18 protein-coding genes and 1 pseudogene are annotated in these 25396 nt (G+C 67.7%); 11 read left to right on the top strand and 8 right to left on the bottom strand.

Going from position 1 to position 25396, the window contains the following annotated elements; genetic code table 11:
- Positions 1 to 7 precede the first annotated feature (7 nt).
- Positions 8 to 538 (bottom strand): 5-(carboxyamino)imidazole ribonucleotide mutase, encoded by a 531-nt coding sequence (gene purE / locus AC5RTS_RS02580; RefSeq protein ID WP_493990517.1) that lies wholly within the window; start codon positions 536 to 538, stop codon positions 8 to 10.
- 3 nt (positions 539 to 541) lie between these two features.
- Positions 542 to 1660 (bottom strand): 5-(carboxyamino)imidazole ribonucleotide synthase, encoded by a 1119-nt coding sequence (locus AC5RTS_RS02575; RefSeq protein WP_493990953.1) that lies wholly within the window; start codon positions 1658 to 1660, stop codon positions 542 to 544.
- A 229-nt stretch (positions 1661 to 1889) separates the two neighbouring features.
- Between AC5RTS_RS02575 and AC5RTS_RS02570 the strand changes: the two are divergent.
- A pseudogene (locus tag AC5RTS_RS02570) lies at positions 1890 to 2375 on the top strand (GtrA family protein); the annotation flags it as partial.
- Between the two features lie 226 nt (positions 2376 to 2601).
- Here AC5RTS_RS02570 and AC5RTS_RS02565 read toward each other — a convergent pair.
- Entirely contained in the window at positions 2602 to 3324 is a 723-nt protein-coding gene (locus AC5RTS_RS02565) for a TIGR03089 family protein (protein ID WP_493990516.1), read from the bottom strand.
- A gap of 357 nt (positions 3325 to 3681) precedes the next feature.
- Here AC5RTS_RS02565 and AC5RTS_RS02560 point away from each other — a divergent pair, with 357 nt between their 5' ends.
- The 3 genes from AC5RTS_RS02560 to AC5RTS_RS02550 all read left to right on the top strand — a co-directional run bounded on the left by AC5RTS_RS02560 (position 3682) and on the right by AC5RTS_RS02550 (position 10141).
- Positions 3682 to 4224 (top strand): WhiB family transcriptional regulator, encoded by a 543-nt coding sequence (locus tag AC5RTS_RS02560; protein ID WP_493990515.1) that lies wholly within the window; start codon positions 3682 to 3684, stop codon positions 4222 to 4224.
- The gene (locus tag AC5RTS_RS02555; protein ID WP_493990952.1) at positions 4224 to 7865 is read left to right on the top strand and encodes a glycosyltransferase; all 3642 of its coding nucleotides are present in this window, start codon (positions 4224 to 4226) and stop codon (positions 7863 to 7865) included. The genes AC5RTS_RS02560 and AC5RTS_RS02555 overlap by 1 nt, the downstream gene beginning before the upstream one ends.
- 791 nt (positions 7866 to 8656) lie before the next feature.
- On the top strand, positions 8657 to 10141 hold the full coding sequence (locus AC5RTS_RS02550; protein WP_493990514.1) for a DUF5719 family protein: 1485 nt from the start codon (positions 8657 to 8659) through the stop codon (positions 10139 to 10141).
- Between the two features lie 50 nt (positions 10142 to 10191).
- On the opposite strand, the gene AC5RTS_RS02545 is transcribed toward AC5RTS_RS02550, so the two are convergent.
- A complete protein-coding gene (locus AC5RTS_RS02545; protein WP_493990513.1) occupies positions 10192 to 10704 on the bottom strand; it encodes a metallopeptidase family protein in 513 nt (170 codons plus the stop codon).
- Positions 10705 to 10834: 130 nt separating this feature from the next.
- On the opposite strand from AC5RTS_RS02545, the gene AC5RTS_RS02540 reads away from it, so the two are divergent.
- From AC5RTS_RS02540 to ahcY, 3 genes are all read left to right on the top strand, one after another.
- Entirely contained in the window at positions 10835 to 11224 is a 390-nt protein-coding gene (locus AC5RTS_RS02540) for a DUF3499 domain-containing protein (RefSeq protein ID WP_493990512.1), read from the top strand.
- Between the two features lie 104 nt (positions 11225 to 11328).
- On the top strand, positions 11329 to 11535 hold the full coding sequence (locus AC5RTS_RS02535; RefSeq protein ID WP_493990511.1) for a Trm112 family protein: 207 nt from the start codon (positions 11329 to 11331) through the stop codon (positions 11533 to 11535).
- Between the two features lie 10 nt (positions 11536 to 11545).
- Positions 11546 to 13030, top strand: a complete 1485-nt coding sequence (gene ahcY, locus AC5RTS_RS02530) for an adenosylhomocysteinase (protein WP_493990510.1) — start codon at positions 11546 to 11548, stop codon at positions 13028 to 13030.
- Positions 13031 to 13074: 44 nt separating this feature from the next.
- On the opposite strand, the gene AC5RTS_RS02525 is transcribed toward ahcY, so the two are convergent.
- Positions 13075 to 13875, bottom strand: a complete 801-nt coding sequence (locus AC5RTS_RS02525) for an RDD family protein (RefSeq protein WP_493990509.1) — start codon at positions 13873 to 13875, stop codon at positions 13075 to 13077.
- Between the two features lie 58 nt (positions 13876 to 13933).
- On the opposite strand from AC5RTS_RS02525, the gene AC5RTS_RS02520 reads away from it, so the two are divergent.
- Together AC5RTS_RS02520 and AC5RTS_RS02515 are read left to right on the top strand one after the other, a co-directional pair.
- Positions 13934 to 14926, top strand: coding sequence for a stage II sporulation protein M (locus AC5RTS_RS02520; protein ID WP_493990508.1), 993 nt, complete (start codon positions 13934 to 13936; stop codon positions 14924 to 14926).
- 95 nt (positions 14927 to 15021) lie between these two features.
- Positions 15022 to 16881 carry a TIGR01906 family membrane protein gene (locus tag AC5RTS_RS02515; RefSeq protein ID WP_493990507.1) on the top strand — a complete coding sequence of 620 codons (1860 nt, stop codon included), beginning with the start codon at positions 15022 to 15024 and terminating at the stop codon, positions 16879 to 16881.
- Between the two features lie 78 nt (positions 16882 to 16959).
- Here AC5RTS_RS02515 and AC5RTS_RS02510 read toward each other — a convergent pair whose 3' ends face one another.
- A complete protein-coding gene (locus tag AC5RTS_RS02510) occupies positions 16960 to 18768 on the bottom strand; it encodes an AMP-dependent synthetase/ligase (RefSeq protein WP_493990951.1) in 1809 nt (602 codons plus the stop codon).
- Positions 18769 to 18809: 41 nt separating this feature from the next.
- Positions 18810 to 20522 (bottom strand): dolichyl-phosphate-mannose--protein mannosyltransferase, encoded by a 1713-nt coding sequence (locus AC5RTS_RS02505; RefSeq protein WP_493990506.1) that lies wholly within the window; start codon positions 20520 to 20522, stop codon positions 18810 to 18812.
- On the opposite strand from AC5RTS_RS02505, the gene rsmI reads away from it, so the two are divergent.
- The gene (rsmI, locus tag AC5RTS_RS02500; RefSeq protein ID WP_493990505.1) at positions 20521 to 21414 is read left to right on the top strand and encodes a 16S rRNA (cytidine(1402)-2'-O)-methyltransferase; all 894 of its coding nucleotides are present in this window, start codon (positions 20521 to 20523) and stop codon (positions 21412 to 21414) included. The two genes, AC5RTS_RS02505 and rsmI, sit on opposite strands and share 2 nt — an antisense overlap.
- 142 nt (positions 21415 to 21556) lie before the next feature.
- Positions 21557 to 23038, top strand: a complete 1482-nt coding sequence (locus AC5RTS_RS02495; protein ID WP_493990504.1) for an NAD-dependent succinate-semialdehyde dehydrogenase — start codon at positions 21557 to 21559, stop codon at positions 23036 to 23038.
- Positions 23039 to 23050: 12 nt separating this feature from the next.
- Here AC5RTS_RS02495 and AC5RTS_RS02490 read toward each other — a convergent pair.
- Positions 23051 to 25396 (bottom strand): transglutaminase TgpA family protein (locus AC5RTS_RS02490; RefSeq protein ID WP_493990503.1); only part of this gene is annotated, 2346 nt, incomplete at its 5' end.

Genomic DNA, 25396 nt, shown 5'->3' with positions numbered 1-25396 from the left:
GCCGCGCCTAGTCCGTGCCGGTCAGTGACGTTCGCAACGCGGCACCTTTGGCCATGGCGGTCTGACGCAGGGCGCCGGCAAAGTCGATGAGTTGTTCCTGCAGCCGCGCGGCCAGCGGATCGGTCCCCGCGGCCAGCATCCGGACCGCCAGCAGACCGGCATTGCGTGCTCCGCCGATCGAGACCGTGGCCACGGGCACCCCGGCCGGCATCTGGACGATCGAGAGCAGCGAATCCATCCCGTCCAGGTACTTCAGCGGCACGGGTACGCCGATCACCGGGAGGGGAGTCACCGAGGCCAGCATGCCCGGCAGATGTGCGGCACCGCCGGCACCTGCGATAAGGACGCGCAGGCCGCGCCGGTGCGCATTGCGTCCGTAATCAAGCATGTCCTCGGGCATACGGTGCGCTGACACCACATCCGCTTCATAGGGAATGTCGAATTCAGCCAGTGCCGCCGCCGCTGCGTCCATAACGGGCCAGTCTGAATCGGACCCCATCACGAGGCCGACCAGCGGCGTGGTTGCAGGATGGGGCATGCTTCAGTTCTCCTTCATGGGGTCGCGGCCGTCACGGATGATGGCCGCCGCCCGGCCGGCACTGCGGCGAAGAGCCGGAAGCTCCTCGGCGGTGCCGATGACATTAACGTGGCCGATCTTACGTCCCGGACGCACTGATTTGCCGTAAGTGTGCACCTTGGCGGCGGGTTCCGCGGCGAGAGCCAGGGGGTAAGCGGAGAACAGGTCCCTGTTCTCCCCGCCGAGGAAGTTCTTCATCACGGCTGCTCCGCTGGTCAGCGCGGTCCCGCCCAAAGGCAGGTCCAGGACCGCCCTCAGGTGCTGCTCAAACTGGCCGGTCACCGACCCGTCCATGGTCCAGTGGCCGGAGTTGTGCGGGCGCATGGCCAATTCATTGATCAGGAATCCACGGCCTCGCCCGGGTGTTTCGAAGAGCTCCACAGCCATGACTCCGGTGACGTTGAGCTCTTCGGCAAGGCGAAGGGCCGCGGCGGCCGCAGCGGCCGCGACCTCCGGGTCCAGCTCCTGGGCGGGGGCGATCACCTCGTCGCAGACACCGTCCACCTGGATCGAGTGCACAACCGGCCAGGCGCTGCTGCTGCCGCCGGGGGTGCGGGCAACCAACGCGGACAGCTCCCGGCTGAACGGGACCTTTTCTTCAACCAGCAGCGGTCCGTTGCCGAACCAGTCGGCGCAGTCCGCAGCGGCGGCGGCGTCGTCGACAATCCGGACGCCCTTGCCGTCATAACCGCCGCGGGGAGTCTTCAGAACCACAGGCCAGCCGGCCGTGTCGCCGAACGCTGTCAGGGCCGGGACATCGGACACCTCAGCCCAGCGGGGATTGGGCAGGCCGAGGCGGTCGACGGCGGCACGCATCACGAGTTTGTCCTGGGCGTGGAGCAGGGCGTCCGGGCCGGGCTGTACATTGATGCCCTTCTCCACGAGGGTGTGCAGGTGCTCACCGGGCACGTGCTCATGGTCGAAAGTGAGCACGTCCACGCCTGCGGCGAAGTCGGCCAGCACCGACAAATCGCGGTAGTCGCCCACTGTGGCATTCGCCACTGCGGCAACGGCCGATACGTCGGGGGCCTCGGCGAGCACGCGCAGCTCAAATCCGAGTTCGGTGGCCGCCGGGGCCATCATCCGGGCGAGCTGGCCGCCGCCTATCACGCCGATAATTGGAAAATCCACGCCTTAAGGGTACCGAAAAGGCCTGCAAATCCCGCTCTGCTACGCCGCAGTCCTCGGTGTTCCCAAGCAAACACCCATAAAGGAGCGGTAAGATCGCCTCTTGACCGCCGTGCGCCCGCGCGACGGCTATCGGCAGTCGCAGTCTCTACCGGCGGCTGTCACTGATCGGCCTCGGAGGGTCATGTTTACATCGCTGCAATCCCGTCTTCGGGGCCTGGTTTCCCTGTTTTGGCGGGAAGTTGCCAAGTTTGGAACCGTAGGTGCGATGGCCTTCGTCATCGATAACGGCCTGACCCTTTTCCTCATGCACGGGCCTATGTCCGGCAGTGAGGTCAAGGCCCGGTTTGTCGGTGCGGTGACCGCCACCCTCTTCTCCTGGGTTGCCAACCGCTACTGGACCTTCCGGCGCCGCCGGAACCAGAACAAAGTTGCCCGTGAGTTGGGGCTCTTTATCCTCATTAACGGTGTGGGCATCCTGATTTCCACCGGCTTTACCTGGGTGGCCCGGTACCCGATGGGTATCCAGGACAAGAACCTGCTGTTCCTGGCCGGTGTGCTGGGCATTTGCGTGGCCACCGTCCTGCGTTTCTTCGCCTACCGGTTCTGGGTCTTCAACGCCGAACTGGACCAGGAACCCGGATTCGAGCAGGACTACGAGCTGCTGGAGGAACCGGCAGCGCTCCGCCCGGCACGCGGCTCCCGCGCCGTCGGAGTTCCCCGGGCAGAAACTCCGGTACCGGATTCCGGAGCGGACACCGGAAACTTCACCGTCAATACCGGCAGCATCACCAGGGACACCGTCAATACGGGTGCACTGAACACCGGTGCGCTGAATCGTGCTGCTGCGGACGCCCCCGCCCCGGAAAACACCAGGACGGGGAACCTGGGGACCGTCAGGCCGCCAAACGCCTAGTCACCCGCTCCGAGGCGATCAGCCGTTCACTCGGTTCCGTGCCGGCGGGCGTAAGTACCACGGAACCGCCCGCGGCCCACGTCCGCAGCGCTTCCGCCAGAACCAGGGGGAAGTCAGCCGAGGCAGCCAGCAGGACTTCAGCGGTTTCCCCCGCCGCCTCCGCCGGCAGAGCGCCATAGGTCACGGTTCCGCTGAGTTCCGTGGACGCGGTTGCCCCGTGTACCTCCAGGGCTACCCCGGTGCGGTCCGGTACGCCGTCTGACACATAGGTGTCAGCGTAGGAACGGATCTCCGCGGCATAATCCACGACGCCGGCGGGCAGGTCCGCAGGGAACGAAAGGTCCAGCGCGCCCGGCGCCACCGCGACCACCGTGCCCTGCGCGGCACTGTCGGGCGAATCGGTTACCGTCACCGCGGCCGCCGCGCCGCCCTCACCCAGGACCGCCGTGCCGCCGGTCTGCCAGATTGCCAGCGCCCACACCAGGCTCTTCCAATGCACGGGCAGATCCAGCCGGACGCGCATGCCCGGCTCGGCGTCCAGTTCATCCATCACGAAGTTCGAGGTTTTGGCCACCCAGTTGTCCAGGACCTTCCCTGACAGCTCGATCCGCTCTCCGGCGTCGCCGTACCAGATCAAGGCAGGGGAGGTGGCCTGCCGGGTGCGCAGGTTGGACAGAAGGGTGCTTACTGCTGCCGTAGCCATTCTTGTGATGCCTCTTTCTCTCAGGTACTGCCGAACCAGGGGCTGCCGAACTGCCGGCTGCCGGGACGCTTCGCGTGACGGCCCGGGAAACCGCCTGCGGGACGGCCGAAAAAGTTCCGGCTGCCCGTATGCCGGGTGTAAAGCCCGACGCGCCGGGAAAAGGAAGAAAATCCCGGGCGTGGCGTTCCCCGCATCTGCCGATTGAACTCTATAGGATGCCTGAACAGCTTGACGGAGCCGTATTACACACGTGTAATTAGGTATCGGATTTGCTCCAGCCATAAGGGAGGACCCGCAGGTCATACCTGTGGTCCCGCCACACAGCCGCTGCTGGGGCAATAACACCGGGAGGACTCCATGGGGCAAGCAGAACACAACCGGGACAGCAGCGTCATAGCCGAACAAGCTTCGGCGAGCTACGGTTCCAGAGGCGTACCCGTTGACTGGTACGTGGACCCTGCGGACCCCGGTGCCGCAGAGCGCTACCGCCGAGAGGCAGCGGGCACCCTGGAAGACCAGGCCACTGCCTTCCTCGCGGCGCATGAGGCGCTGGCGGATGTTCCCGAAGAAACCGAACCGGTGCTGGATCCGCCGGTCTCCCTCTTTTCCGGCCCCGCCACGGAAGACCGCCCGGTATGGATCGGGCTGCCCGGCCTCGGCCAGGACTATGCCGATGAAGGCGAACTCGGGTGGCAGGCCGATGCACTGTGTGCCCAGACGGACCCGGAAGCCTTCTTCCCCGAAAAGGGCGGTTCCACCCGTGACGCCAAGAAGGTCTGCGCAGCCTGCAATGTCCGCTCGCAGTGCCTGGAATACGCACTCGCCAACGATGAGCGGTTCGGTATCTGGGGCGGACTGTCCGAGCGCGAACGCCGCCGGCTTCGGAAGCAGGCAGTCTAATTCTTTCGCACGTCCATGTCTGCGCCATTGTCGTAGCCCACAATGGTGCCCAATATCTTCCTGAAACACTGTCCGCCCTCACCGCACAGACGCGGCAGCCGGACTTCTATATCGGCGTCGACGCCGGATCAACCGACGCCAGCGCCTCCCTGCTCCAGCTCGGCCTGCCGGTAGGAAGCCCGGTCATCGCGGCGCCTGCCCGCAGCGGCTTCGGTGCGGCAGTGAAGGCCGGTTTGGCGGAGCTGCCGGCGCACCGCCGTGCGGCGGGGTCCGCGGCAGGCACGGGGACCGGCTCGCCGGATCCCGATCCGGCACATGAGTGGATCTGGCTGCTGCACGACGATTCCGCCCCGGATCCCGGAGCCCTCGACGAGCTGCTGCTCGCGGTGGAGCGGGCTCCGTCCGTAACGATTGCCGGCACCAAGCAGGTGGAGTGGGACAACGAGCGCAGGCTCGTGGATGTGGGCATCACCGTCAACCGGTGGGCCGAGCGGCTGACCATGGTTGACGCGGATGAGCTGGACCAGGGCCAGTATGACTTCCGCAGTGACACCTTTGCCGTGAATTCAGCCGGGATGCTGATCCGCCGGGACGTTTGGGACCAGCTTGGCGGATTCGACCCCGCCCTGCCCGGCAGCGGCGACGACATTGACCTGTGCTGGCGCAACCGGCTGGCCGGGAACCGGGTAGTGGTGGTTCCCGCCGCCCGGGTCCGCCACGCCGGCAACCGTCCCAACCCCGCCGGTACTGCCTCGACGGCCCGCCGCGCCGAAATCTTCCTGCGGCTCAAGCACGCTCCGCTCTGGCAGGCGCCCTTCCTAATGATTGGCGCAGTCCTGGGCGGGATTGGACGGTTCTTCCTCGGTATGCTGGCCAAGGACCCCGGTTACGCGGCGGCGGCTCTGCTGACCAGCACCGCGGCCGTCTTCCGGCCCGTGGATCTGTACCGTTCCCGCAAGCGTGCCGCAGCGACCCGGCGCCGTCCGCGCAACGCCGTCAACGCCCTGCGGAGCGGAAGCCGTGAAGTCCGTGAACACCGGCGGTCACTGACCGAGGCCCACGCCGCGGCGCTGGCCCCGGCAGCCGCGGCCACCGGCGGCCAGGAATACGTTCCCAGCGGCGACGCGAACGATGATTTTGCCGCTCTGGAAGGGCCCGGCCGCAGCTGGGTCGGCATCGGCGCCCTGACGGCTGCCCTGCTGCTTACCGGGGCCTCGCTGGCAGCCCTGCACCGTTTCCTGGGCGCCTCAGCCCTCGCCGGCGGCGCCCTCGCGCCCGTAGGTGAGGGCGTGGGTGCGCTCTGGACCGCGGCCACCGGCTGGTGGGCGCAGATCGGATCCGGATATTCCGCCCACGCCGATCCGTTTACCTACGTGCTGGCATTGCTGGCCGTGGCCGGCTTCGGCAACGGGAACGCCGCCGTGCTTGTCCTGATGATGCTTGCGCTGCCGCTGGCAGGGCTGAGTGCCTGGTTTGCCGCCGGTGCCTTTACCGCGCACCGTGGCCTCCGTTTTTGGGCGGCCATGTTCTGGGCTGCCGTCCCCGCCTTCCAGATCGCCCTGGGCAGCGGCCGGTTGGGCGCCATCATGGTGCATATCCTGCTGCCCCTTACGGTGCTGGCGGTGGCCCGGGCCGTGGGTGCCGGCAACGCTGCCCGGGGAGCCAGGAACGCGGAGACTTCCGCCGGGAGGGCAGCTACCGTGTCGCGTGGACGGGCAGGCGGCACCTCCCGCCTGGCCGGCGCTCCCTCCTGGACAGCCGCGGCCGTAGCCGGCCTTCTCCTGGCCGTCCTCACGGCTGCCGCACCTTTGACGTTCGCCCTCGCGGTGCCGGCGGTGTTCGTGCTGACACTCGCCCTGCGGGGCAGGGCGCGGACGCTCTGGTGGGCAATGCTCCCGCCCGCTGCCATGCTCCTGCCCCAGGTCCTTTCGGCGGCCCCCAACTACCGCAGCCTCCTCGCCGATCCGGGTCTCCCGCTCGCGTTTGAACGTGCCGAACCGTGGCAGCAGCTTCTCGGCTACCCGGTGGCCTTCGACGCCGAGGGAACGCTCGGTGGACTGCTGCCGGAGGGTCCTTGGCACCTGCTGCTGGCCCTGGTTATCGGAGCTCCGGTGGTGTTGCTGGCAGTTGCCTCCCTGTTCCGGTCAGCCACGGCACCGCTGGGGCGGCTGATCTGGCTGCTGGTTCTCCTGGCCCTCGCCCTGAACCTGGGGGCTTCATATGTGGGCACCGCAGCTGCTCCCGATGCCGTAGTCACGCCCTTCACGGGGCCGCTGGTCTCCGCAGCAGTGCTGCTGTTGCTCTGTGCGGCATTGGCTGCCGCCGGGGACCTGCTGGCCGGCCCGGCACGGTCCGCCTCCCGGGCAGGCGCGGCGGAGGGTACCTCGGCCCGGGCTGCCCGCCGGCCCCGCCGGACAGTGGCGCTGGTGCTGGGCGCGGTCCTGGCTGCCGGACCCGCCGCCAGCCTGGCCCTGTGGGCTGTTCCGCAGTTCACGGGCAGCGGGTTCGCCGGGCTCACCGGGAATGCCGCCGATGCCGGCGACGCCGGCATCCTTCCCGGACTCATCGCCGACGTCCAGGGTGCACCGGCCCGCAGCCTGCCGGCCACGGCTGCCGACGCGGGCAACGGTGAAGCGCAGTCCCGCAGCCTGGTCCTGCGGGCGGATGAACAGGGTAATGTCACCGCTGCCCTGATGCGCGGCGGCGGCACAACCCTGGAACAGCTGTCCACCATTTATGCTGCCCGTACCCTGGAGGGCATGCCCGGCATTCCTGCCGAAGATGACCCCGCCACGGCGGACCTGCGCCGGGCTGTTGCTGTGATTACCGCCGGCACCGGCGTGGACCCGCGCCCGGACCTGGCCCGTCTCGGTGTTGCCTTTGTGGTGTTGCAGGAATCGGACACCGCGGCGGAGCTGCTGGCCGGCCGCATGGATTCCGTGCCCGGACTGGCGGCCGTTGGACAGACCGACTCCGGCTGGCTCTGGCGGATTACCGAACCGTTGAATGACGCCGGTACCGAAACCCAGTCCGGGGTAGGCGCACGGGTACGCATCCTCGATGCCGACGGCAGCACGGCTGCCGCCGTCCCCTCCGGTCCCGAGGCCGTCCGTGCGTCCATTCCTTCCGGCGGGGAGGGTCGGCAGCTGGTACTGGCCGAACGTGCCGACGCCGGTTGGCAGGCACGGCTTGACGGCAAGCCCTTGACGGCAGTGGACCGGGAATGGACCCAGGCCTTCGAACTTCCGGCTGACGGCGGTCAGCTGGAGGTCGTGTACTCCAGCCCGTGGGAACCCTGGGTCGAAGCAGTGCAGCTGCTGGTGATTGGGCTGACCGTGCTGCTGGCTCTGCCTACCCCGGGAGCCGGCCGCACCGTCCGGCTGCCCGGCAGGCGCGACGCCCCGCAGCGCCGGGAAGGACGGGCCGAAAACGACGGCGGGCATCCGACCGGCACCCTGCCTCAGGCACCCGGCAGCACCATGGCTGCGGTGTCCGCCGGCAGCCCGACGCCGGCTCCGTCCGGTCAGTCTGCTTCACCCGCCCGCGTGGCGTCCAGCCAGGTCTCCTCTACCCAGGCGCCGGTCCACTCCGGGGCCGCCGTGCACCCGGAACAGCGTGCCTCGGAAGGAAGCAAGCCATGAGTACCGAGAGTTTCGGAGGCGGCCGGCGGGCGGCCCGGCAGCGGGCGAAAGACGCCGCCGACCGCGCCGCTCAAGACACTGCCTCGGCCGAAGGACCCGCTTCTCCTGAGGCTCCCGCACCGGCCGGCAACCCCACGTCGCCGGCGGGTGGCGTTCCGGCCGGTCAGGAGGGGCCGGCCGGTGACACCGCGCAGTTCGCTGAGCCGGCACAGACTGCCGAGCCTGCTTCGGCCGGTGACCCCGCACCTACGGGAGCGCCTGTACTGTCCGGTGAGAAAGCACTGTCCGGTGAGCGGGAACAGGCCGCAGAGCCGGCACCGTCCGGTGAGCGGGGACAGGCCGCCGATCCGGCACAGACTGCCGAGCCTGCTTCGGCCGGTGACCCCGCACGCGCGGGAGGGCCTGCACTATCCGGTGAGTCGGCACAGACCGGCGACACCGCTCCGACCGATGAGCCGGCCTCTGGCGTGGAGCCCGAACCGGCTGAAGGGCCTAAGAAGGCGCAAGAGCAGCCCCAGGAGGAGACGCAGGACCGGCCGTCGGGCCAGACCGCAGCAGCCGCCGGCCCGGCGGACCGCGCTGAAGGGCCGCAACCCGCCAGCGGGACTGCCCCGGCTCCCGCAACTGCCCCGGCTCCCGCAACTGCCTCGGCCCCCGCGACTGCCCCGGCTCCCGCAACTGCCCCTGCTCCGGGGACCGCACGGTCCCGTGACCGGAAACGCGGCTCCGCAGGGCGCGGCACCGGCCGTTGGGCTGCCGGGATCCTCCTGCTTGCCTGCACAGGTGCAGTGGTGGCAGGCACCGGAATTGCCGGGCTCGGCGGGTCAGCTCAAAGCGTGGACGTGCCGTTCGCTGAGGTTCCCGCCGGACCGCTGACCGGCGTCTGCCCGGAACCGCTGCGCCTGCTTTCGGGCAATGTGGCGGGTACCGATGCTGAATTCAGTGCCGAGTCCACCTCTGCCCGCAGCGTGGTTAATGCGGCGGTGCTGGCAGCTGCCGGGACGCAGCTGCCTGCTGCCGGTCTGGCCAAGGTCGCTGATGGTGCGTCGTTGGCCGAACTCTCCGACGGGACGGCGGATACGCCGCCGCTGGCCGGTACCCGGCCCGGCGCCGTCGTCCGTGACCGGGCGGTTTCCGCTGCGACCCTGCTCAGCGCCGAACCGTCGGGAGCCCTGCAGGCGACCGCCGGTGCGGGCATGACCTATACCGCCGCAGACGGCGACCTCGCCGGGCTTGCCGCAGCCAACTGCCAGGCACCGGCGAATGACCTGTGGCTGGTAGGCGCGCGGACAACGGTCGGTGCCACGGCCGTGCTGCAGCTGACCAACCCCTCCCAGACCGCTGCCGATGTTGATCTCGAGCTTTACGGTGCTGCCGGTCCCGTGGACGGCCCCGGAACCGGGGGCATATCAGTGGGGCCCGGACAGACACGGAATGTGGTGCTGGCGGGGCTTGCAGCCAACCAGGAGTCACTGGCCGTGCGGGTGCGCAGCTCCGGCGGGCCGGTGGCAGCGGTGATTTCACAGAATATCCTGCGGGGCCTGACCCCGGGGGGTGTGGAACTTATCCAGCCGACCACTGCGCCGCAGCCGGCACAGGTGATCAGCGGGGTCCGGATCCAGAACCCCGACACCACCCGCAAACTCGCCAAGGAGGACGGGTACGCATCAGTGGTGCCGTCCCTGCAGGTGGCCGCCCCCGGCGCGAGCGACGCCGTCGTGAATCTGCGCGTGTTCGGCCCGGCCGGGGAAGTGCAGCTCGAGGGCGGCGGAAGCTATAACGTGGCGGCCGGAACCGTGAGCCGGTTGCCGCTGGATTCGCTGCCGGAAGGGACGTACACGCTGGATATTTCCGCTGACGCCGGTGTGGCCGCCGCGGCCGTCTTCAGCCGCGGTTCCGACCCGGAAAAGGGTACCGACGTAGGAGTTGCCGCGGCCGGTGAACGGCTTGGCAGCGAGCACCTGGCAGTGCTGCCTTCAGCGGATTCGGTACTGACCTTCACAGCACCGGACGGGGCAGCAGAGGTCCAGCTGACCGGGATCACGGCCGGCGGGGACCAGCTCGCCGAAAAAACCGTGAAACTCGGTGCCGGTTCCGTCACGCAGGTCCGGCCCGGAGATCTGGGCGGCTCCGTTGCGGCAGTCCTTATCCATGCCACGGGTGCGCCGGTCTACGGCGCGCAAAGCGTGACTGCCGGCGAGACCGGGATAAGCACGCTCACGCTCCCGCGGGGCAACGTGGGCGGAACCCGTGTCCAAGTGGGCGTGGGGTACTAATCCAAGTGGGTGTGGGGTACTAGGGGTGCCGGTTTCCTTCGGGCGCGCCGCTAGAGCGGGCGGTACCTGCCGTACGCAGGATCGATGGTTTCCGGGTCCAGGCCCATCAGGCCTGCCAGCTGCTCCACGATGACGTCGTGGAGCAGTTCGCTGACCGGCACCAGGCCATGCGCGGCGGTTTCCACGGCGTGCCGGTAGATGGTGATGACCGGGGGGCGGTTCGGGCCGGCTGGTGTTCCCGCGCCGAGGGGGATGGGTCCGCCCGAGCGTGCCAGTTCCTCCAGATTGGGGGGAATCTCCTCCACCAGGAACTGGTAGCTCTGAATCTGTTCGCCCCACAGCCGTTCAAGACGCTGCGCTGACTCGAGCACCCATTCGTCAAAGCGTTCGGCGCGTGTGCGGGCGCCGGCCAGATGCGGGGGGATCAGGTCTCCGCGCAGGCCCCGGCCGTGGCGGTTGCGGCGCCGGTCCCGGAAAGACCGGGCGCCAGCTGCGGCGGAGGCGGGCACGGGGGAGTCCGGCCCGTCTTCCAGGCGCACCCGGAACGAAGATCCCATGGACATGTAAGAACTCTAACCGCTGGCTGCCGGTGCGGGGACCCGTTTCCTTCAGGGATGGGCAGGCTTTTTCCCGTGGCCGCGGACCGGCGCGCCTGCACGGGCAGTCGAGGCCGAGCGGGTAGAGTGGTCCTCCGTGGAATCCTTACGTCAGTGCTCGCGTTCAGCCTGCCGCCAGCCGGCAGTAGCTACCTTGACGTACGTTTACGCCGACTCCACTGCCGTTCTCGGCCCCCTTGCCACCTATGCGGAACCGCATTGTTACGATTTGTGCGCCGGGCATTCCGGGCGGCTTACTGCTCCGCTGGGATGGGAACTTGTCCGGCTGAACCTGGACGGCCAGCCCCGGCTCCCCAGCCGCGATGAACTCTCCGCGCTGGTGGACGCGGTGCGGGAACGCGCCGCGGAAACGCCTTCGGAGGACGACGACGAGCCCCGGCGCGGCGGCAAGCATGCGTTGGAGCCGCCCGCAGAAACTCCGGGAACCCGCCGGGCGCATCTGCGTGTCCTGCGCGAACAGCTCTAGGCCTTAGATTCATTCTTCCTCCGGCACGCCCGCAGCAAAGGGTTAGGCTTGGCAGTGACGAGCCGCCCGCGCGGCACCTGATCTCTCAAGGAAGTGCTGTATTCATGGCCACTATGCCAGCCGGACTCCTCGAAGTCCTGCGTTGCCCCGTCACCGGATCCTCCCTCACCCAGGATGGTGATGAACTGGTATCCACCGCTTCGGACGCGTCCGGGAAACCGGTCCGATACCGGCTGGAAGAAGGCATCCCGGTACTGCTGAAGGCCGATTTCGACGGAGCGGAGGCCTCCGGGCCGGCCGCGGATCTCTGAGGATGTGCGCATGAGTATCGATTTCAAAGTAGCCGACCTGTCCCTCGCGGAAGCCGGCCGGCACCAGATCCGGCTGGCGGAGCACGAAATGCCGGGCCTGATGGCGCTGCGGCGCGAATACGGCCCCTCCCAGCCGCTTGCGGGAGCCAGGATCGCCGGATCCCTGCACATGACGGTGCAGACAGCCGTCCTGATTGAAACCCTCACCGCACTGGGGGCCGAGGTCCGCTGGGCCTCCTGCAACATCTTCTCCACCCAGGATGAAGCCGCAGCAGCCGTGGTGGTGGGCAACGGCACCCCCGAGGCTCCGGCAGGTGTTCCCGTCTTCGCGTGGAAGAACGAATCGCTGGAGGACTACTGGTGGACTGCCGAGCAGATCCTCACCTGGCCGGAAGGCTCCGGCGGCCCGAACATGATTCTCGACGACGGCGGCGATGCCACCCTGCTGCTGCACAAGGGCGTGGAATTCGAAGCCGCGGGTTTCGTCCCGGAAAACCCCAAGGAGGGCGATGAGGACTACTCCTATGAGTTCACCGTCATCCTGGACCGCCTGCGGCACAGCCTCGCCGAGCACCCCGGCAAATGGACCGAAATCGCCCAGGGCATCCGAGGCGTGACGGAGGAAACCACCACCGGTGTCCTGCGCCTGTACCAGCTGGCCGCCGAGGGCAAACTGCTGTTCCCAGCCATCAACGTCAACGACTCGGTCACCAAATCCAAGTTCGATAACAAGTACGGGATCCGCCATTCCCTCCCGGACGGCCTGAACCGTGCCACGGACACCCTGATCGGCGGCAAAGTGGCGGTGGTCTGCGGATACGGCGACGTCGGCAAGGGTGCCGCCGAAGCACTGCGCGGGCAGGGTGCACGGGTGATCGTCACCGAGATCGATCCGATCTGTGCACTGCAGGCCGCGATGGACGGATACCAGGTGGCACGGCTGGAATCGGTCCTCGGACAGGGCGACATCTTCATCACGACCACCGGCAACAAGGACATCATCATGGCCGAGCACATGGCTGCCATGAAGCACCAGGCCATTGTGGGCAATGTGGGCCACTTCGACAACGAAATCGACATGGCCGGCCTGGCGCGGGTGCCCGGCGTTCGCAAGGTGGAGATCAAGCCGCAGGTCCACGAATGGGTCTTCGACGAGGGCACCGATCAGCAGCGCAGCATCATAGTGCTCTCCGAGGGCCGCCTCCTGAACCTGGGCAATGCCACCGGCCACCCCTCGTTCGTTATGAGCAACTCCTTTGCCAATCAGACCATCGCCCAGATAGAGCTGTTCACCAAGCACGGGACCAGCCGGCCGGACGGCACCCCGGAGTATGCGAACCAGGTGTATGTCCTGCCCAAGGTGCTGGACGAAAAGGTGGCGCGCCTGCACCTGGGTGCGCTCGGCGTCGAGCTGACCGAGCTGACCAAAAGCCAGGCGGATTACCTGGGCGTGGATGTGGCCGGCCCGTTCAAGCCGGAGCACTACCGGTACTAGGGCCGGACGACACGAGGCCGGCCGCGGCCGGATTCCGGCCGCGGCTAGTCGCTGAACGGCATGCGGTGCAGCCGTGCCGCCAGTGCCTCGGTCTGATCGCGCTGGCGGTCCAGCCGGACATAGTCCCTGTCCCGCCGCTCGGCCATGACGGCCCGGAGGTAGGCCTCGGGGTGAGTGCCCGGCGGCGGCTGCGGAGAGACGAAACCGCTGGTTTCGGCGGCAAGTTCGGCTGCCAGCGCGGTCCGTGCCGGTGCTGCCATCCGGCCGCTCTGGGCCAGGAAACGCGAGATCCGGCGCGACAGGCCGTCCGGCAGCCGGCCCATATCCGCAAGGTCCGCCCACGGCTCAAGCTCCGGGGGCGTGTGGACCAGCGGCGGCAGGGGAGCCACCACGCGGTCCCGCAGTGCGTAGGTCCCGGCGAGGATGTCCCCGAGCCGCTTGGACTTGGAATTAAAGAGAGCCACGGTGAAGGCCAGGGAACCGGCCAGCAGATAGATTTCCAGCACCGCGGTGATTGCGCGGATAAAGGCATGCCGGAACCGTACTGAGCCGCCGTCGTCGCGCACAATCCGCAGGCCCATGACCAGCCTGCCCAGGGACTTGCCCCGGGTCAGGGTTTCCACACCGGCCGGTACCGCTACGAACATCAGTACCACCAGCACCAGTGAGAGTGTCTGGGCGAGGGCGGGATCCGACTCGGCCACCGCGTTTCCGACCAGCAGCATCAGTCCGATGAACACCGTCACCTGCGCCACGACGTCGATAATGGCGCTGAGCATGCGGGCAGCGAAACCCGCCGGACGCAGTTCAAGGACCACCGCCTCGCCGGTAACAATGGTGCTCATACACGTCCTCCTCGAACCATGGGTCAGGACCACTGTACCGACCGGTTAGGGTGTAACCGTGGACCTCGATGCCTTTGCTGCCGTGCACGGCCCGGATTGGAAGCGGCTTGATGACCTCGTTGCCCGGCGCCGCCTCAGCGGCCCCGAGGCCGACGAGCTGCTGCGCCTTTATCAGCGTGCCTCCACGCACCTTTCGATCGTGCGGTCTGTGTCACCGGAAGGCACCCTGTCCGCTGCTCTGTCCATGCGGCTTTCCCGGGCCCGCACCCGGTTGACGGGCAGCCGGTCCAATTTCCTCGAGGACCTGGCTTTTTTCTTTGTGTTCTCCCTGCCGGCTGCGTTCTACCGGATCCGCTGGCTTACCGTCGCCATCGGGGCGGCGTTTATTGCCGTGGCCTGGCTGGCCGGTCTCTGGGCGGTGAATACGCCCGGCGTGCTGGCCGCCGTGGGGTCCGACGCCGAGATGCGCCAGTACGTGGAAGAGGACTTCGTCAACTACTACTCCGAGAACCCGGCGGCGTCCTTCGCCGGGATGGTGTGGACCAACAATGCCTGGATTGCCGTGCAGGCGGTGGCCTTCGGCATCACCGGGGTCTGGGTTCCGTGGATCCTGTACCAGAACGCCGTCAACGTGGGACTCAGCGGCGGCATGATGGCTGCCCATGAGAAACTCGACGTTTTCTTTACCTACATCCTTCCGCACGGCTTTATGGAGCTGACCGCCATTTTCATAGCCTCCGCGGCAGGGATTCAGATTTTCTGGACGCTGGTGGCCCCCGGCCGCCGTTCGAGGATGAACGCCTTGGCCCAGGAAGGCCGCTCCCTGATGACGGTTGCCCTGGGGCTGATTGTGGTCCTGTTCATTTCCGGTCTGGTGGAAGGCTTCATCACCCCCAGCCCCCTCCCTGCGTGGCTGCGGCTGACGATCGGGTTCCTCGTGTTCGCGGCGTACTGGGTGTACACCCTGGTCCTTGGCGGCCGTGCCTACCGCGCCGGCTACCGCGGCGACCTTTCGGCACGCGACGCCGGCGCCTCCGTCCTGACCGCCTAGCCTGCGGGCGGGGTGGCGTGCGCGCCGACACGCACCGGCCCGGTAGGGTCGAGGTAGACCAGCGTCGACCGCGAACGTCGAATAGTTTCAGGGAAGTGAAAGAGGAAGCAGTGGCCAGCCAGGACGAAACCCCCACGCATCGACCGACGGCGGGAGGCGAGCCGTCGAAGGATGCCCCGGAGATGCCCGAAACGGAGACAGGCACGGTTTCCGCGAACGGAACCACTCTGCATGGCACCAGCGAGCACGACGCCTGGGACGCCGAATTCAGCGGCCTTGCTTCCGGCACCGCAGCGGGCGCAGGGAACGCTACTGCCGCAAGTGAGAGCGATACCGCAGACGAGCCGGCTCCGGGAGGCGAGCGGGCGGCAGCCGACGACGGCACCGGCCATGGCGTTGATGCCGGCGCGAACCGGGAGGACACCTCTGCTGATGCCGGCGGGTCCGCCGGGAATGCGTCCGAGACCGTGGCGTCCGAGACCGCTGCGCCCGAGACTGCTGCGTCTGTGACCGCGCCGTCCGAAACCGGGCCTGCCGAAGTGCCGGAAGGAAGTACGTCGGCTGGTGCCGCGCCCGTCGAGTCGGCTGGCGCGGGGGAGGCCGATGACAGTGCGCGGGCGACCGCTACGTCTGACTCCGAAGCCACCGCGGCGGATATGACTGTTCCGGGCGGGCATCCCGGCGTTGCCCAACGCAGCCACCTGCCGATGCGGCGGGCAAGCACACTGCCGGATCTGAGCCGTTACGCCTCCGGGCCGGAAGACTCCCTGCAGGATACGGACGAACCGAACGCCGGGACGGCAACGGCCGGCGCCGTGTCCGCGGACCGAAGCCCGCGGACAACGGGGGAGAAGGCCGGCAGCCGCGGTGCCGCCGCAGGCACGGCAGCGGGTGCCACCGCTGTGCCGGGGACCTCGGGAACCGCAGCCTCCGCGCCGTCCGTCTCGGCGGACTCATCCGTGGATGATCCCGCCGCCGATGCCAGGGCCTCCGATGCCCCTGCCACGAAGGCTTCCGCGTCCGGCACGGATACCCGTACTGCCGCTTCCAGCACCGCTGACGTCAGCGCCGCCGGCGCACACGCTGCGGACAAAGACACAGCAGAAAAAGACACGCCAGAAAAAGACACGGAGTCACCGGCCCCCGCGGATTCCCGTGCCGATGAGGACTCCCTGTCTCCGGCGGAAGCCGAACGGCGGGCCAGGGAACGGGAAAAGGCCGCCGCCGGGAAGCCGGTGCTGGCACGGGTGCTGCAGGTGATGATTGCCGTGTTCTTCCCCGTGATGCTGCTGGCAGCAGCCATCCGCGCCGTGGCAACACCGCTGTTCCTCTGGGTGGAATACCACCGGCCGGGGTTCCCGGCCGACAGTTACGGCTTCACCACCGATGACCGGATGACCTACGGATCCTATGCCGTGGACTATCTCCTGAACTGGAGCGGGCCCCGGTATTTGGGGGACCTGGTGGGTGACGGCGGTGAACCGCTGTACCTCGAGAGCGAGGTCAGCCACATGGCTGACGTCAAGACCGTTCTCACGGCAGCCTTTGTGGCGGCCCTTGTAATGGCCGTACTGAGCATCTGTGCAGCCTTCTACCTCGCACGGCGCAGCCCCGGCGGCATCCGCAGGGCACTCTTCGCCGGTGCCGCCCTCACCCTGGTGCTGGTCCTCGTCCTCCTGACCCTTGCCATCCTGGGCTGGGAACAGTTCTTCACCCAGCTGCACACAGTGTTCTTCGCCAACGGAAACTGGACCTTCCGGCTGGACGACACGCTGATCCGGCTCTTCCCCGCACAGTTCTGGATGGACGCCGGAATCGTGATCGCTGCCCTGGTGCTTATCACCTGCGCCGTCGTCCTGGCGTGCTGCTGGCCGACCAAGGCACGCCGCAACCGGGCACGGGCGGCACGCGAAGCAGCCCGCCGCCGGTACACCGAGTCGCTGGACGCCCTCTAAGTCCCGGCTCCCACACACAGAAAACCCCCGTACCGCTTGGCGGTACGGGGGTTTTCGTTGGTTCGGGCCGTGGCCGTGCTACTTGGCGTAGAGCTTTTCAACTTCTTCGGAGTAATCGGCAATCACGGCGTTCCGGCGCAGTTTGAGGGTTGCGGTGAGGTGGCCGGATTCCAGGGTGAAGTCCTTCGGCAGGACAGTGAACTTCCGAATCTGCTCGGCCCGGGACACGGTCGCATTGGCGGCGTCCACCGCCTCCTGCAGGATCTGCCGGATCCGCGGATCATCCCCGGCAACGCCGGTGGGGGCGCCGTTTTCGCGGCCCCAGGCTTCCAGGGCGTCGTCGTCCAGGGTAATCAGTGCCGAGACGAACGGCCGGCCTTCACCGACGACGATGGCCTGTGAGACCAGTCGGTTCTCGCGGATCTTTTCCTCGAGCGGGCCTGGCGCCACGTTCTTGCCGCCGGCGGTGACCAGCAGGTCCTTCTTCCGCCCGGTGATGCGAAGGAATCCGGCGTCGTCGAGCTCACCGACGTCGCCGGTCCGGAACCACTCACCGTCGAAGGCCTCGGCTGTTGCTTCGGGGTTGCGGTGGTAGCCCTTGAAGACCACCGCGCCGCGGACCAGGACCTCGCCGTCGTCGGCAATCCGGATGGTGGTGCCCGGCATGGGCAGGCCCACCGTGCCCACCCGGGTGCGCGTAGCCTGGTTAACGCTTGCCGGCGCGGTGGTCTCGGTGAGGCCGTAACCTTCCAGGACGGTCACGCCGCAGCCGCGGAAGAAGTGGGCCAGCATCGGGCTCAGCGCACTGGCACCGGAGATGGCGAATTCCGCGTTGCCGCCCAGGACTGCCCGGACCTTGGGGTAGAAAAGCCGCTCAAACAGCTTGTGCTTCAGGGACAGTGCCACGGACGGACCGCGGCCGCCGCGGGCGGCGGAGTCCTTTGCTTCGGAGTAGGCAATGGCGGTAGCGGAGGCGGCGGCGAAGGCCTTGCCCTTGCCGGCGGCTTCCGCGGAGGCCTGGGCTCCCGTGTAGATCTTTTCGAAAATCCGCGGCACCGCCAGCAGGAAGGTCGGCGAGAAGGACTTGAGGTCACTCATCAGGTCCGACGCGCTGCGGGAGTGGCCCACCTTCACACCGGCGTGCAGGCAGCCGACCTGCACTGCGCGGGCCAGCACATGGGCCAGCGGCAGGAACATCAGGGTGGTGGGATTCGGGACCTTCAGCATCTCGGGCAGGACTTCGATGATGTTCACGCCGAACAGCGCAAAGTTGCCGTGCGTGATTTCGCAGCCCTTGGGGCGTCCGGTGGTGCCGGAGGTGTAGACCATGGAGGCGGTGTCTTCGAGGTTTGCGGTGCTGCGCGCAGCCTCCAGCGCGTCGTCGCTGACGCCGGCGCCGGCCGCCGTGAGGCCGGTGAACGAGTCGGCGGCGCCGCCGTCGTTCATCAGCCAGATGGAGAACTCCCCGTCAAGGGCGGCAACGGCGCTCTGCACCACGGCTGCCTTGCGCTCATCCTCAACAAACACGTGCCGGGCACCGGAATCCGAAAGGATCCATTCAACCTGGGACGGGGAGGAGGTTTCGTAGATGGGAATGGTGACGGCGCCGGCGAACCAGTTCGCCATGTCCGCCACGGTCCATTCATAGGAGGTGCGGGACATCACGGCAACGCTGTCGCCGGGGCGGATCCCCGAGCCGATCAGGCCCTTGGCCAGCCGGGAAACTTCGGTAAGGAAGCGGTCGGCGGTGACGTCCTCCCAATCGGTTCCGTTTTTCACTGCATACAGGACCCGGGAAGGATCCTTTTGGTGCATTTGGAGCAGCAGGTCCGTAACGTTCGAATCTGCGGGAAGTTGGACCAGGAGGTCAGTGGCGGACTCGCGCACCAGGCCCTCTCTTTCTGTGCCTGAGCACATGGGTAACGAGACTAAATCCAGCTGGGCATCCACATACGCAGCCGCCAGTCAGAATACGGGATGGTTTCCGCCGTCCAGACCGGCATGAAGTATGCCGCCAGCAGGACGGCTCCTCCCACGAAGCAACCGACCGCCAGCAGGCCAACCCGTCGCCGTTGAGGGCTGTCGGTGCGCCGGCCCAGAACCAGCCCCAGGACATACACCAGGGCAAGGATCAGGAAGGGTTCAAAGGAGACCGCGTAGAAGAAGAATGTGGTCCGTTCAGGATAGGCGAACCAGGGCAGGTATCCAGCAGCCACTCCGGACAATGCAGCACCCGCGCGCCAGTCCCGGCGTCCGATCCAGTAGAAAAGCACCACGAGCAGTGCCAGGGCGGCGCCCCACCAGATCAGCGGATTGCCCACGGAGGTGACGGCGGTGGAGCAACTGTCGGCGAGGCAGCTGCCTTCGCCGGCGGAGGACCCCTCGTAGAAGAATGACGTGGGCCGGCCCATGAACAACCACGTCCACGCATTCGAGGAGTAGCTGTGCTCGGAGTTCAGGCCGTTGTGGAAGGCGTAGGCGCTGCGGTGGTATTCGGCGAGGGACCGCAGGGATGCGGGCAGCCAGCTCCAGCCTTCTTCCGGGTTCTGCGCAGCCCATTGCCTGCCATAGGCGCTCTCGGAGCGCAGCCAACCGGTCCAGCTGGCCAGGTACGTCAGGGCTGCGGCGGGAATGACGGTCAGGAACGCCGGGATCCCGTCGCGGAGCAGCGCAGCTTCCCATCCGATAATGCCGGCCACCCGCCGGGCGCTGACGTCCCACAGCACTGTCATCAGCCCGAAAACGGCGACAAAGGCCAGCGCGGACCATTTGGTACCGACGGCCAGGCCCAGGCAGATGCCGGCCACCAAGCGCCAGGGACGCCACAGGAGCCAGGGCCCGTACAGCAAGGTCCCGTTTCGTTGAACCGCCTGGCCAGGAGACCCTGCGGCCGTGCCCGGACCGGCTTCCCCGGACAAGCGTGCCAGGCTGCGGGCGAGCCGTAAGCGCCCGTCCCTGCGGTCCAGCAACAGCGCCCCAAAGGCGGCCACCACCCAGAACGTCAGGAAGACGTCCAGCAACGATGTACGCGAATGGACCAGATGATGCCCGTCAACGGCCAGCAGCAGGCCTGCCACGGCGCCGAGGGCGGGCGACGAGAACAGCCGCGCGGCAATCAGGCCCACCAGCAGGACCGTGAGGGTTCCCGCCAGCGCGGCGCTGAAACGCCAGCCAAAGGCGTTGTCGGCACCGAAAAGAGCCATGCCGAACGCGATCATCCATTTACCCACGGGTGGATGCACCACGTATTCGGGACTGTCCAGGAGGATGCCGGGCCGGCCGGAGTTGAAGGAATCGTTGGCGTTCTCGGGCCACTCCCTTTCATACCCGGACTGCAGCAGTGAATAGGCATCTTTGACGTAGTAGGTCTCATCAAAGACCAGCGAGCCCGGTTCGCCTAGGCGCACAAAGCGCAGCACGCCGCCCAGCACGGCCATTATCAAAGGCAGCAGCCATCCGGCGGTTCCCAGCGGCACCAGGGTGCTGCCCAGCAGACGGCTGCGCAGGGATTCAAAGCTGAACGCCGAGTGGAATGATTCCAGGAGCGGCGCGGCCTCACGGCGGGCTTTGACGGTTCCGGTGAGACTCACGCGCACCACTCTATAGCCTGTCGCGTAGGGTTGAAGGGTGGACTCCAGCATGAAAACAGGCAACCCGACCGGTACTACCGCAGGCAGCGCAGCCTCTGACGGCGCACGCTCCGGGCAGATTGTCCTGGCCGCGACGCCGATCGGAAATATGGGCGATGCCACTAACCGGCTGATCGGACTGCTTGAAAGCGCCGACATCATTGCCGCTGAGGACACCCGGCGGCTGCACCGGCTGGTGAGCGCCCTGGGCATCACCACCCGCGGCCGGATCATCAGCTACCACGAGCACAACGAGGCCTCCCGCACGGCTGACCTGTTGGAGATGGTGCGCGGCGGCAGCACACTGCTGATGGTCACGGACGCCGGCATGCCGGCCGTGTCTGATCCGGGGTTTCGGCTGGTCGAGGCCGCAGCAGCTGAAGGGCTGACAGTGACCGCAGCACCCGGCCCCTCGGCGGTGCTCACCGCTCTGGCCCTGTCCGGACTGCCCACTGACCGGTTCTGCTTTGAGGGGTTCCTGCCCAGGAAGCCGGGGGAGCGCAGCACCCGGCTGGCACAACTGGCCGGTGAACAGCGCACCATGGTGTTCTTCGAGGCTCCGCACCGGCTGGAACCGATGCTTCGGGCGCTGGACACCGCGTTTGGCAGCGACCGCCGGGCGGCGATTGCCCGGGAACTGACCAAACTGCACGAACAGGTACTGCGCGGCCCCCTTCGCGAGCTGCTGGAATGGGCCGAAGCCGGTGACGTCCGCGGAGAAATTGCCGTGGTGGTGGAAGGAGCCCCGGACGCTGCCCCCGAGCAGGCGGCCGACCATGTGGGCGCCGTCAACGACCTCATCGGGCAGGGCCTCCGGCTGAAGGAAGCCGTGGCAGCCGTGGCCGAAGAGGCCCGGATCAGCAAGCGCGAGCTGTATTCCGCGGTGCTTGAGGCGCGGAGCTGACCCCGGCCGCTGGGCACCTGCACAGAGCAGCTGCGTCAATGCAGTGCACCCTCGCATTTACAGGGTGAGTGCCGAAAGCCTACGGTGAAGGAACGCGCGGGCACCGCCCGTGCCGCACCCTACGAACTCCTGGAGGCGCCCCATGGGTATTCCCGCACACCGTGAAGCCGAACTGCTGGCCCAGATCCCCACCGGTCTGCTGATCGACGGCGAGTGGCGGGAAGCGGCCGGCGCCCGCACCTTCGACGTCGAAGATCCATCCACCGGCAAGGTGCTGCTCAGCATTGCCGACGCTTCTGCCGAAGACGGAGCGCTGGCCATGGACGCGGCAGCCGCAGCACAGGAATCCTGGGCACGTACCGCCCCGCGCGAGCGCGGGGAGATTCTGCGGCGTGCCTTCGAACTCGTGACCGAGCGCGCCGAGGACTTCGCCCTGCTGATGACCCTCGAAATGGGCAAGCCCCTGGCCGAGTCCCGCGGCGAAGTGACGTACGGGGCGGAGTTCCTCCGCTGGTTCTCCGAGGAAGCGGTCCGGGTCTCCGGCAGGTACAGCACCTCACCGGACGGTAAATCCCGGCTGCTGGTGACCAAAAAACCGGTAGGTCCCTGCCTGCTGATTACCCCCTGGAACTTCCCGTTGGCGATGGCGACCCGCAAGATCGCTCCGGCCGTGGCCGCCGGCTGCACCATGGTGCTCAAGCCGGCAAAACTGACGCCGCTGACCTCCCAGTTGTTTGCAGCTGTGATGATGGAGGCCGGGCTGCCGGCGGGCGTGTTGAACGTGGTGTCCACAACGTCGGCAGGCGACGTGACCGGCCCGATCCTCAAGGACTCCCGGCTGCGCAAGGTGTCCTTCACCGGGTCCACCGCCGTGGGACAGGGCCTGATCCGGGACGCCGCGCACAACGTGCTGCGCACCTCCATGGAACTGGGCGGCAACGCGCCCTTCCTTGTGTTCGAGGATGCGGACCTGGACAAGGCCGTGGACAGCGCAATGGCCGCGAAACTGCGGAACATGGGTGAAGCCTGCACTGCCGCAAACCGGTTCATTGTGCAGGACACCGTGGCGGACGAGTTCGCGGACCGGTTCGCCGCCCGGGTGGGAGCCATGACCACCGGACGCGGCACCGAGGAGGACACCAAGGTGGGGCCGCTGATCGACGCAAAATCGCGGGACAAGGTTCACTCCCTGGTGACGGACGCGCTCGACGGCGGTGCCCGGGCCCTGGTGGGCGGTGCCCCTGAAGACGGCCCGGGCTATTTCTACCGGCCGACCGTCCTGAAGGACGTGGCACCCGACGCCCGGATCCTCAAGGAGGAAATCTTCGGGCCCGTGGCGCCCATCGTGACGTTCTCAACGGAGGACGAGGCCGTGGCCCTGGCCAACAACACGGAGTTCGGGCTGGTGTCCTATGTCTTTACCAGCGACCTGAACCGCGGGCTCCGTATCGGCGAGAAACTCGAATCCGGGATGCTCGGGCTCAATGCCGGCGTGGTGTCGAATGCCGCCGCTCCGTTCGGCGGTGTCAAGCAGTCCGGGCTGGGCCGTGAGGGCGGGGCCGAAGGGATTGAGGAGTACCTGTACACGCAGTACATCGGTATTGCCGATCCGTACGCCGGGTAGCCGGGCGCTTCGTCACTCATGGCGGAAGCGCACGGACAGCGAGGGCGGCAGGAACCTGGCCCGCAGCCGGTCCGGCAGCCCGGCGGTCCGGCGCAGCGCCGATTCCACGGTCCTGACGTCGGACCAGTCCGCGGCAGGTGACCGCACTAGGGTGCCGCGCGGCTGGGCCCGGCGCCGTTCCTGCTGTGACCACTGTTCCTGCCGGCCGGCTCCGGAATAGAGTTCCTCCTCATAGGCCCGGCGGATCCGGTCCAGCGCGTGCTGTGCTTCGACGCCGATTTCCGCCTGCCGGGCCAGCCTGTCGGCGTAGGAGCGGGGCGTGTCGGAGACCTGGCCGGGGTAGCCGTAGTCCAGCCCGAGATCGGCTACCTCGTCCCAGACCGGGCCCGAGCGGACCGTGCCGCTCCCGGCAGCCCTCCGGCGGCGGATCGTCCGGCTGCGCCGCAGGCTCCATGGCGTGCAGGCCGCGGCGGCAGCTGCCAGCACTCCCGCGGTGATCCACAGCCAGCCCGTGCTGCGGGTCTCTGCGGGTTCCAGCACGGCTTCAGGTGCGGGAGGTGTTTCCCTCGGCGTTGTCTGCGGTGCGGGCAGTGCCGAGGGGAGCCGCGGGTCCTCATCATCGCGCGGGGTGGCAGTTGGCGGGGTCCGCTGCTGCTGCGCATAGTCGGGCACTGACCCGCGCGAGGGAGTGGGTTCGAACCGCACCCAGCCGGCGTCTTCGAAGTACAGTTCGGGCCAGGCATGGGCGTCGGTGGAATCCACTTCGAAGACACGCAGGGATTCTCCGCCGGGACCCGGGACCTCGGAGTCTTCACCGGTGGAACGCCCCGGCGCGTAGCCCAGCGCCATGCGGCTGGGTATCCCCTCGTGCCGTGCCATCACCGCCATGGCAGCGGCGAAGTGCACACAATAGCCGGCCTTGCGGTCAAGGAATTTTGACAGGACATCCAGCCCGTTTCCGTCGTAACCGCCGTCAACCGGTGCATCAAGGGAATAGGAGAACTCGGTGCTGCGAAGGTAGTTCTGGATTGCCATGGCTTTGGCGTAGGGAGTGCCTGCGTTCCCGACTGCCTCTGCGGTGGCTTCGACAATGCTGCCGGGCAGGCTGTCAGGCAAGTCGGTGAAGACCGGATCCACGGTGCCCTCCGGCACGGGAGGGGTGAGGGCAAGCTGCTGCTGGGTGGGGGCGGATGAAACGCTCACCACCTGGTATGCCTGCGGGGCGGCCCCGTCGTCGTCGTTGTTCAGTACGGTCATCGTTTTTGGATCCCAGGACCAGGACCCGTCCGCGCCGGTGATGCCCACGGGATAGTACGGTGCCAGCAGCCACGGACTGGAATACGTGTCCGAGCTGATCCGGGTTACCACCCGTTGGTCGGAGAGGTTGGAATCGCCGGAGGCGGAGCCCATCCCCGAGACACCGTTACGGCGGTCCTCGGTGCGCAAATCCGGTGCCCAGCGGCTCCCGGAAAAATCCTCCAGCGTCGTGGAGCGAAGGTAGACAGGTTCATCTGAAGACGTGGCATAGGTTATCTGCCCGCCGGACTTCGGCTGGCGCAGGTCGTTGCCCAGGGTGACCACCGGGTTCAGGCCCGTAGTCCCTGACCAGAAATTGAAGCGGCTGCCCTGCGGGAAGGCGCCGGCGGTGAACCCCGGCAGTATCAGCGGCAGCGTCAGGGCCAGGATCAGGGCGGCTCCCGAAACGGCAGCACACCTGCCCAGCCAGCCCCGGGGAGTCCCGGATCCCCGAAGCGGCTGCTGTAGTTCCCGGCGGGCTCCGGCACCCAGCACCAGCAGGTAACCGACTGCAGCGAGGATGAAGTACCCCGCCCCAAGGCTCTCCGGCAGCAGTACGGCCGGGATCATGACCACGGCAATCAGGCCCAGTCCGGCGGTCGCGGGCATGCCGAGGGTCGCCGCCAGTGTGTCCGAAAGGACTGCCACGAGTCCTATCCCCGCACAGCAAAGAAACACGATGCCGGGCAGCGCCTGGACCGGGGTGACCTCGGTAATGATGATGGTCCGCGCCTCGAGCAGCAGGGCATCGGCGCGCGCCAGGGTTCCGGGGCCGGGGATGAAGCCGAGCAGCGATACGGATGAGGCAAACAGTCCGGTCAGCGTCAGGATGAGGACTGCGACGCCGGCAACCGGAATGAGCGGGAGCGGGAGCCCCAGCCGCCGTGCTCCAGCCGTGGCCCCGAGGGGAAGCAGCACCGCGAGCATCAGCGGCGCCAGCCAGGACCACCCGTCAATGACCCCGTGCAGGCTTAGGGAACACATCAGCACGGCGGCGGCCGTTGCCGCTCCCACGCCCAGATTCGGGGAACCGGTTGCGCGCCGCCCGGGAGCAGCCGGGCG

It is taken from the genome of Arthrobacter sp. MDT1-49-2 (genome assembly GCF_059090185.1).
The sequence above is the reverse complement of the archived record's forward strand: the minus strand, read 5'-3'. Positions and strand labels throughout refer to the sequence as shown.